General features: G+C 33.6%; 1 protein-coding gene. It reads right to left on the reverse strand.

Annotated elements, in window-relative coordinates; translation table 11 throughout:
* A partial coding sequence (locus AB3I00_RS14860; RefSeq protein ID WP_368025651.1) for an immunoglobulin-like domain-containing protein occupies positions 1-232 on the reverse strand: 232 nt, incomplete at both ends.

Genomic DNA, 232 nt, shown 5'->3' on the forward strand with positions numbered 1-232 from the left:
GAGGAACGTTAACCTTTACTTTAACTTTTGTTGCCAACTCATGGTGACCTTTTTTATCACTAGTATAAGCACTGATAGTCACCCGATCATTTTTTTTGATTTGTTTTCCAACATAATATTTAAAGTTTCCATTTTTAAATTCTCCACCTGATTTTATAGGTGTATCATTAATGAAAACAGTAGCAGTTTCTACGTCGCCTGTGTAGGTTCCTGTAATAAATTGGTCTCCAAC

Source organism: Enterococcus sp. C76, from assembly GCF_040886985.1.
Classification (GTDB): Bacteria; Bacillota; Bacilli; order Lactobacillales; family Enterococcaceae; genus Enterococcus_B; species Enterococcus_B lactis.